This is a genomic window from Paenibacillus sp. N119s, from assembly GCF_059447605.1.
The window spans coordinates 1-9,276 of record NZ_JCAJRU010000202.1 but is presented as its reverse complement, the minus strand read 5'-3'; the positions used below and the strand labels follow the sequence as shown (position 1 = coordinate 9,276).

Sequence of the window (9,276 nt, the reverse complement as noted above, 5' to 3'; positions counted from 1 at the left end):
AAAGTTGACCGCCTTGGCAGAGCGTCGCATATTGGAGTCTACCTCTTCAGCCGGTACACCAAACACATCGGATGCAGTCTTGGTATGGATGTCCATGTCATGGACAAAAGCCTCTTTCAAACGCTCATCATCCGAAATATCAGCCAGCACACGCAGCTCGATTTGTGAATAGTCTGCCGCCAAAATCGACCAGCCTGGTTCCGAGGGCACAAATACTTTACGGATTTTGCGTCCTTCTTCAAGGCGAATCGGGATATTCTGCAAATTTGGAAATTGACTGCTCAAGCGTCCAGTGGCCGCAACCGTCTGCCGGAAATACGTATGCACTTTACCTGTCTTTTCCGAGATTTCTTTGAGCAATCCTTCGACATACGTCGATTGGAGTTTGGCAATGGTGCGGTACTGCAAAATGTTTTGCACAATATCATGATATGGAGCAAGCTTTTCCAGCACCTCTGCATCAGTCGAATAACCGGTTTTTGTCTTTTTAATAACAGGCAAACCCAGTTTATCGAACAAAATCTCACCCAACTGCTTAGGCGAATTAAGATTGAACTCTACCCCTGCAATGCTGTAAATCTCACCCACCAAGGTTGCAATCTGGGCTTCGAATTCTTTACCCAAAGCGCGCAGTTCCTCTACATTCACCAAAATACCCTGCTTCTCCATATCCGCCAGAATGCGGGATAAAGGCATCTCCAGCTCATGGAACAGCTTGTGCATTTCCGTCTTTTCCAGCTCCGCCTGCTGCACAGGTACCAATGCTTCGATCACCGCTGCCTTACGCGCTACATGATCGGATAGTACATCCACGTCAGGAACTTTATATTTAGCTCCTTTGCCGAACACTTCGTCGTCTGGACGAATTGAAGACAAGCCATACTTGGCTGCCAGCCCACTCAATGTCTGATTCGCATCTGTCGGGTCGAGTAAGTATCCAGCCAATTGCACATCAAACTCGGCGCCGGCAAACTCAATTCCATGCCAGTGTAAAGCCAAGTCCGTACGATGCAGATCATGACCGCGTTTTTTGCGTTCAGAGTCTGCAAGCCATGCGCGAATCGGGGTAGCTGCATCGCTTTGTAAAACATCCAGTGTCATAAAAAACTGTCGTCCCGTTGCAGCAAATACTAGGCCTATAATTTCAGCATGATGCGGGTTATCACCATGCGTCTCCACATGCAGCACATCTACGTTATTCAGCACTTCTACCAATTCGCTAATCCGCTCTTCATCCAGCACAGTCACATCTGCTGCGGCTTCCTCTACGCCGACTCCAGCACTGCCGACTTCGCCCGATAAGGATAAACGATCCAGCAGGGATTTGAACTCCAGCTTCGCCAGAGCAGGTCCCGCCGTCTCTGCCTGCAGTCCGCTGAAGACCACATCTTTCAGCTGCTTGTCCAACGTTACATCCCGATAAATTGTCGCCAATTCCTTGCTCATTCGCGCATCGTCAGCATGTGTCTCCACGCGTTCTTTCATTTTACCCTTCAGCTCATTCGTGTGCGCCAGCACCTCTTCGACTGAACCATATTGATGCAGCAGCTTGAGCGCTGTTTTCTCACCCACGCCCGGAATACCAGGAATGTTATCCGACGTATCGCCCATCAGACCCTTAAGGTCGATGATTTGTAGCGGCTTCAACCCGTAACGTTCCTGAATTTGTTCAGGTCCATACGTTTCCACCTCGGTAACCCCTTTGCGGGTCAAGCCGACCGTGACATGATCTGAAGCCAATTGAAGCATATCCTTGTCACCAGTCACAACCAGCACATTGAAGCCCGCTTCGTCCGCTGTTTTGGACAGGGTGCCTATAATATCGTCTGCCTCATAGCCATCCAGTTCAAATTGGGCAATACCAAAGGCGGTCAATAGCTCTTTCAGCAGCGGAAATTGCTGGGACAGCTCCGGCGGTGTTTTCTCCCGTCCACCTTTGTAATCCTCGTATCCTTGATGGCGAAACGTAATTTTACCAGCATCAAAGGCAACCAAAATATGAGTTGGTTTGTGCTCCTCCAACAGCCGTAATAACATCGTCGTAAATCCATACACCGCGTTCGTCTGTTGTCCGCTTGAATTCGTCAACGGCGGCATAGCAAAAAACGCCCGGTATATAATACTGTTACCATCTATAAGCATGAGTTTATCCATTTCGCACCTCGCAAGTTCATCAATGCATTCGTAACGTTCTTACGTTTTACACATTCCTCTTCCTATCTTAACATACAAGACTCTTTTTCAGAAAAAAACGGCTGTTTCCTGGCCCAATTTGCCTTTTACTCAAAGACAAGTCTGGGTTGGAAACAACCGCTATATACCCATAGCTCTACTGGTTTAAATCTGGTCTCTCTCCGGTCACGAGATATACAGTGCTTTCACCGATATTCGTAGCATGGTCGCCAATACGTTCAATGTATCGTCCTACAAGCAATTGCAGCATGGCCTGTGAAGCCTCTGCTGGCTTTTCTACCATAAAAGCGTATAGATCACTGATCATATGGCTGTACATGGAATCCACACGATCATCCTCTTTGGCCATTTTGTAAGCCAGATCCGTATTTTCATCCAAATAGGATTTGATCGCATCGTCAATCATTTCTTTAACAATGGAAGCCATGTGTGGAATATCGACCAGCGGCTTGATCATCTGCTGTCCTTCCAAGCGAAGTGTGACCTTGGCAATATCGAGTGCCAGATCGCCCATACGTTCCAAATCACTGGAAATTTTAAATGCAACAATGATCCGGCGTAAATCCTTCGCTACTGGCTGCTGGGTAATAATGAGCTTGGAGCCCATATCCAGAATATTTTCTTCCATTATATTAAGGGATGCATCATTTTTGACCACCCGCTGGGCCATCTCTGTATTTTTGGTCTGCAAACATTCAATAGCCTGATCGAGCGCCTTCGAAACGTGTGCACCCATTTCGCGCAGTACGGCTCTCAGTTCTTCTAATCCTTCATCAAAACCTTTTCTACGAATCATTTCGAAGTCACCCCTTCTCCTATAATCATCAGGTTGCCTTTAGCCAAAACGGCCGGAAATATAATCTTCCGTACGTGAGTCTTGTGGCGTGGAAAACATCGTCTCTGTATCCGCTGACTCCACTACAACCCCATTCAAAAAGAACGCAGTTCGACCGGACACACGCGCTGCCTGATGCATGTTATGCGTCACCATAACGATGGTATACGTGTCTCTTAATTCTTGAACCAGTTCTTCAATTTTCATTGTTGAAATCGGGTCCAGCGCAGATGTCGCCTCGTCCATAAGTAAAATGTCAGGCTGTACAGCAAGCGCCCGGGCAATGCATAGTCGTTGTTGCTGTCCGCCGGACAAGCTGAGAGCAGAACGCTTCAGGAAATTTTTAACCTCTTCCCACAGTGCTGCCTGCCGCAGACTTTGCTCCACCAGTTCATCTAACTTGTCTTTTTGCCGAATTCCATGCAGACGCGGACCGTAGGCCACGTTATCATAAATGGATTTGGGAAACGGGTTAGGCTGTTGAAAGACCATGCCCACCTGTTTACGCAGCATTTCTACTTCCATGGTATCGCCATATATATCCTGACCTGCGATGCTCACAGTGCCTTCAATACGCGTTCCCGGTATCATGTCATTCATCCGGTTCAGGGTACGCAGCAAAGTTGATTTGCCGCAGCCGGAGGGGCCGATGAAGGCTGTTACTGTTTTTTCAGGAATATCCAGGTTTATATGTTTCAGCGCGTGGAATTTTTCATAATACAAATTCATCTTATCAATCCGGATTACGGAATCATTCATGGATTTATGATCTCCTTCGTGTTGCAGTTATGGTCCTCAAGCATTGCACCTGATTTGCACAATATGAAGATTATATAAGCTGTGTGTAAATTCAGTGTGGTGGATTTGTAAACGGTATGTAAAATGATCAAGAACTCAGCATCAGCTCAAGCTCCTGTGCAATTCCGGCTGCATTCAAGGCTGCTTCTGCTGCAGAACGAGACATTTCGCTGTTCTTAGCCTCTATTTCGCCAACTGCCTGTAATAACTTGGAAAATGTTTGAGTTCCAGCAGATATATATTTAGAGCCTATGTGAATCTGCTGCAAACTCGTATCTGTCAGTTCAGCGGTGTCACGCAGCATTTGCTCGATATGAGTGAGTAAGCTTGTAATCTGTACAGAAAAAGCTTTCGTCTGGAGTGACATATTTCGAACTTCTTGAGACACAATCTGAAAACCACGCCCATGTTCGCCAGCATGGGCCGCTTCAATGGAGGCGTTGATCGCCAGCAGTCCACTGTGATCCGCCAGTGCACGAATGGATGAAGCCATCCCCGCTATATCATTCAGCGATTGGGTTAGCGCCGTCATCTGCTCATGCTGGCGCTTCATTTGTTCCGTCACTGCATGATAAGAAAGCAGAACATCCTCCAGCTCCCCTTTACCACGGCGGGATAATTCACTCATTGAGCGGGTTAGCTGCACACTGTCATCAGCCTCTTTCGCTGCATCCAGAACTGTCGTCCGAATGCGCTGAACTCCGTCATAGCTATGCCGAATTACATCGCTTCGGTCTTCGTCTGCTTCTCTTTGCATACGCTGAACAACAGATAGGATATCCCGGATGGTGAGTACACCGAGTAATCTTGTCCCTTCCTTAATCACTAAACAATCATAAAAACGCTGATCTTCACGCATCATCGCCTGTTCCACAATTTCTGCCGCCGGACTTTTCAGATCCACAATTAATGTATTGGGATCGGCAAATAGGGAAGCCGGTCTGTCATAAAACAACGCCGCCGCAAACCTGCCTGTAAAATGACGGTTATATGCATCTCTCATGATAATGCCCAAAGGAAAATCATTTTTATCCACGACGATGACACAGGGGATATCTTCCTGTGCTTTCATGAGCGCTAGCAGCTCTTTGCAAGACATATCCGTGCCAATGATCGGCACCTCCCGATATGGCACATAGGTGGTAATCGGTTTGAACGCTTCACGTTCAATCACGGCAGTGGAACTCATCTGGGTCTTTGGTTCCGTTATCATCGTTCTGAAGTCCCCTTTTTTTTACTACTTGAAGTGACGGGAACATCATATCGGTCATTTGTTGATTTTAACGGTTATTTTCGTTAACAGAATGTAAAATCACAAAATGGACATAAAAGTCGCTGATACTGCTGGGAAAAAGAAAAACGCTCCTCATTTATAACAAATGAGAAGCGCTTCTTTTTTTATTTACAACCAGCTTGTATCCCACTCCGCGGATCGAATCAATATGAACTGAATCGGGATCAAGCTCCAGTTTTTTGCGTAAGGAACTGACGTGTACATCCACAGTCCGTTGACCGCCAATGTAGTCAAAGCCCCACACGGCATTCATGAGATCATCCCGAGTCAGGACCACACCCGGCTTGCGGGACAAATAAAGTAATACCTCAAATTCCTTCGGTCTTAAGCTAATGGATTGACCTCCAAGAATAACTTCATATTTCTCAGGGTAGATTTCCAGCTCGCCCAGTTGGATTTTGGAGCCATCCTTCTGTTCAGTCAACATTCCCTCATCCCCTCCGGATGTTCTTCGCAGCACAGCCGTTACGCGGGCCAGCAGCTCAGAAACGCCAAAAGGTTTGGTAATGTAGTCATCAGCACCTGACTTCAAGCCTTGGACAACCTCAGCCTCTCCGTTTTTAGCGGTTAGAATAATGATAGGTGTCGTCAGACCCTGATGGCGAAGTCTGCTCAGAATGTCCAGTCCGTTCATCCCCGGCAGCATCAGATCCAGCAAGATCAAATCGTAGGATTCTCTGGAGGCTCTTTCAAATCCAGCAGTGCCATGATCCTCGGTATCCACTTCGAAACCTTCTTGTATTAAATTGTAAGATAGCAATCTGGCAAGCGTGGGTTCATCCTCAATAACCAGCAAACGTTGTCCCATTAATAACTTCATCTCCTGTTTACCTGTTAAAGGCGCATTGGTCAAAATCCTCAAATCTTTTCCATACTCATGCGACACCCGTTTATTTTATCACGGCATTGTTAACACAATGTAAAAAATGTTATAGTTCATTCTTCCTGTTGCAATAACGGCAATTCAACTGTAAACGTAGTGCCTAGACCAAGCTCGCTTTCCACCGAGAGTGTCCCATGATGCAAATCGACCAAGTGCTTGACGATCGATAATCCCAACCCCGTTCCGCCCGAGTTGCGAGAGCGTCCTTTGTCCACCCGGTAAAAGCGCTCAAAGATACGTGGCAAATCCTTCTTCGGTATTCCAATGCCCGTATCACTGACTGTAAATACGACCTTTTCCGTCTCATTGTCCCGCTGCAACGTTATAACTTTGATCTTTACTTTACCGCCATCAAGAGTATAGTTAATGCCATTCGACAAAAGGTTCAGGAAAATCTGCTGAAGCTTATCTTCATCTGCCTCCATAAACAGTTCATCCGGGATATCCATGTGCAGGGTAATTCTTTTTTTGGCAGCTACATTGTTCAGTTTTTCCAGCAGCGATTCTATGAAAGACGAGATATGAATCGGAGAGCAATCCAGCGGGGACCGCTTGGACTCGATTTTGGAAAGCTCCAAAATATCGCCGATCAGTCGATTCAGTCGTTCGCTTTCATCATATATAATTTGTAAAAAGGAACGGGCTGTTTCCTCATCTTTAACCCCGCCACCAAGCAAGGTCTCGGCAAAACCCTTGACTGCGGCAATCGGTGTTTTCAGCTCATGGGAAACGTTTGCCACAAATTCGCTTCGCATATTTTCCAGCCGCCGAATCGCTGTAATATCCTGCAAAAGGAACAACATCCCCCGGTATCCCCCTTCATCCTCATACATAGGGACACCATCCAGCAACACGAGTCGTTCCTCAGGATTGTACAAATGCACCTCACCATGCAGTCTTTCTCGGCTTTGTATACTGCCCTCAATTAGCTTTGTGAGCTCATAGTGTTTTTTCAGCTCATGATACGGCTTGTCCGTCACCCGCTTGCCTACAACGCCGAGCATTCGTTCAGACTCACGGTTTACGAGCGCAATACACTCACGAGCATCAATCATCAGAATCCCGCCTGTCATATTACTCATGACACTCTGAAGGAGATCCTCATTGTCGCGTATCGTTTTCATTTGGTTTTGGAGACTATCGGCCATGCGATTAATGGCTTCACCCAGCTGCCCCACCTCATCCCGGCGCTGTATACCGACCCTTGCGTCATAATCCAGGCCTGAAATACGATTGGCTACCCCTGTGATATGTTCAATAGGCGAGGTAAGGCTGCGAGCAATACGATAGCTCACCAGACCAGCCGCGATAAAGAGCAACACAAGACCAATCCCGATCGCCGTCCAGCCTCGCTGCATTCCTTCCTCCACCGCTTTCAGACTCATGGACAAACGGATATATCCGTCAAAGCCTTTGTCCGATACGACAGGCTCAGCGACGTATAGCATGTTTCGTTGCAACGTTTCGCTGTAACGTATCGTCCGACCGATTCCCTCCGACGCAGCTTGCCGTATTTCTTCACGTGATGCATGGTTTTCCATCTTGCGTGGATCGCTTAACGAATCCCCTACCACCGTACCGTCCTTACGAATGAAGGTCACTCGCGAATCGGTCAAACGGGCGATTTCCTTCGCCTTCTGAGAATAATAGGAGACATAATCCGTACTGGATAGGGCATCAGCATTCACAAACGGGAAGGTAGCGCGCAGCAGGTCGATCTCTCGGCCCATGTTCTCCTCTAGCACCTTCATATTCGAATTTTTAAAAATTTGTCCCATCGTAATTCCGGCAGCCAGGACAGATACGCCAATCAAAATCAGCATGATCAGGGTAAGCCTGAAACGAAATGATTTCATAAAATAAGCCCATCCTTATATGTAAGTTAAGTTCATTCTACAGGCTACCTGCATTATGTTCCACTGTGAAAAGAAAAAAGGCTGGAGCGTAATACTGCCCCAACCTTTTCCAGCCTCTTATCCGTTTACAACTTCACCGCCATTGATATGAATAACCTGCCCGCTTACATAAGACGAATCGTCTGAAGCAAGGTATACATAAGCTGGCGCCAATTCCTCCGGCTGACCCGGGCGCTTCATAGGCTGTGTTCCTCCAAATTCGCTAACCGTCTTGGCATCAAATGTGGATGGGATTAACGGCGTCCAGATCGGCCCTGGGGCAACAGCGTTCACCCGAATCCCTTGTTCCGCCAAATTGAGCGAAAGGGAGCGTGTGAATGATGTGATTGCCCCTTTGGTGGAGGAATAATCAATGAGTGTCTTATTCCCCGCGTACGCGGTAATCGACGTTGTATTGACGATCGCGCTACCTTTCTTCAAATGCGGCAATGCCGCTTGTGTCAGGAAAAACATCCCGAAGATATTCGTACGGAACGTGCGCTCCAACTGTTCTTTCGTGATATCCTCCAGCTTTTGCTGTGGATGCTGTTCGGCTGCATTGTTCACGAGAATGTCGAGCTTGCCCAATTCGTTCACCGTCTGTTGCACCGCTTTTTTGGCAAATTGGTCATCACCGATATCACCAGGAATCAACACGCATTTGCGTCCTTCCTGTTCGACTTGACGTTTGGTTTCTTCCGCATCCTTATGCTCATTCAAGTAGACGATGGCTACATCCGCACCTTCTTTGGCATATGTGACAGCTACAGCCCGTCCAATTCCGCTGTCTCCACCGGTAATCAGTGCAACTTTACCTGTGAGCTTACCGGCCGCTTTGTAAGTTGGTTTTTCAAATTGCGGTGCAGGTGTCATTTTGGACTCAATTCCCGGTTGCTGTTCCTGATGCTGTGGGGGTAAGGTTTGCTGAGGTTGGTTGCTTTTAGCCATTATATATTCTCCCTTCAAAATCAGATATTTTTTAGGATGCAACATTTGCATCCACTCTACTCCTGATTTACCACACAAACTTATCCGTTAAACGAAAAAAAGGAAAATCCAGCTATGTGAGCATACAAAAAAGCGCCTGTGCTTTTTCTGCACAGACCGCTTTATTCAAACCTAGCGTTTACCATTATTTCATTTGCAGCTAACTCAAGTGGTTCGTTAAATAATATGGCTGTATACCATTAAAATCGTAATTAAAATCATGAAGACAGCCAGCAGCGTACTGAACATCCGCATTTTCCCAGCGTATTGCGTAATCGGCTGTTGGTTGCGAACCGCTTCCAGTGACAACCGTAATGGCTTACCCATAGCCCCAGCGATACCGGAAATGGCAAGAAACAACACCAACACGACAACGATCCATGCTACCGAA

The 9,276-nt window shown here is 47.0% G+C and carries 7 protein-coding genes and 1 pseudogene; all 8 read right to left on the bottom strand.

The window, feature by feature from the left end; all coding sequences use genetic code 11:
• On the bottom strand, positions 1-2,154 hold a 2,154-nt coding region (polA, locus tag AC5V8P_RS19710), incomplete at its 3' end, for a DNA polymerase I (RefSeq protein WP_495473794.1).
• Between the two features lie 175 nt (positions 2,155-2,329).
• Positions 2,330-2,989, bottom strand: coding sequence for a phosphate signaling complex protein PhoU (phoU, locus tag AC5V8P_RS19705; RefSeq protein ID WP_064796218.1), 660 nt, complete (start codon positions 2,987-2,989; stop codon positions 2,330-2,332).
• A 39-nt stretch (positions 2,990-3,028) separates the two neighbouring features.
• A complete protein-coding gene (gene pstB / locus AC5V8P_RS19700) occupies positions 3,029-3,787 on the bottom strand; it encodes a phosphate ABC transporter ATP-binding protein PstB (protein ID WP_064796219.1) in 759 nt (252 codons plus the stop codon).
• 127 nt (positions 3,788-3,914) lie between these two features.
• Complete coding sequence (locus tag AC5V8P_RS19695) at positions 3,915-5,039, bottom strand: methyl-accepting chemotaxis protein (RefSeq protein WP_064796220.1); 1,125 nt, start codon at positions 5,037-5,039, stop codon at positions 3,915-3,917.
• A 157-nt stretch (positions 5,040-5,196) separates the two neighbouring features.
• The gene (locus AC5V8P_RS19690) at positions 5,197-5,928 is read right to left on the bottom strand and encodes a response regulator transcription factor (protein ID WP_064796221.1); all 732 of its coding nucleotides are present in this window, start codon (positions 5,926-5,928) and stop codon (positions 5,197-5,199) included.
• 128 nt (positions 5,929-6,056) lie between these two features.
• A complete protein-coding gene (pnpS, locus tag AC5V8P_RS19685) occupies positions 6,057-7,859 on the bottom strand; it encodes a two-component system histidine kinase PnpS (RefSeq protein WP_064796222.1) in 1,803 nt (600 codons plus the stop codon).
• A gap of 117 nt (positions 7,860-7,976) precedes the next feature.
• Entirely contained in the window at positions 7,977-8,846 is an 870-nt protein-coding gene (locus AC5V8P_RS19680; protein ID WP_063213168.1) for an SDR family oxidoreductase, read from the bottom strand.
• Positions 8,847-9,062: 216 nt separating this feature from the next.
• Positions 9,063-9,276, bottom strand: a pseudogene (locus AC5V8P_RS19675) (hypothetical protein); the annotation flags it as partial.

Coding starts and splice junctions, on each gene's coding strand:
- phoU (WP_064796218.1), bottom strand. CDS start 2,989: ATGATTCGTAGAAAAGGTTTTGATGAAGGATTAGAAGAACTGAGAGCC.
- pstB (WP_064796219.1), bottom strand. CDS start 3,787: ATGAATGATTCCGTAATCCGGATTGATAAGATGAATTTGTATTATGAA.
- AC5V8P_RS19695 (WP_064796220.1), bottom strand. CDS start 5,039: ATGATAACGGAACCAAAGACCCAGATGAGTTCCACTGCCGTGATTGAA.
- AC5V8P_RS19690 (WP_064796221.1), bottom strand. CDS start 5,928: ATGGGACAACGTTTGCTGGTTATTGAGGATGAACCCACGCTTGCCAGA.
- pnpS (WP_064796222.1), bottom strand. CDS start 7,859: ATGAAATCATTTCGTTTCAGGCTTACCCTGATCATGCTGATTTTGATT.
- AC5V8P_RS19680 (WP_063213168.1), bottom strand. CDS start 8,846: ATGGCTAAAAGCAACCAACCTCAGCAAACCTTACCCCCACAGCATCAG.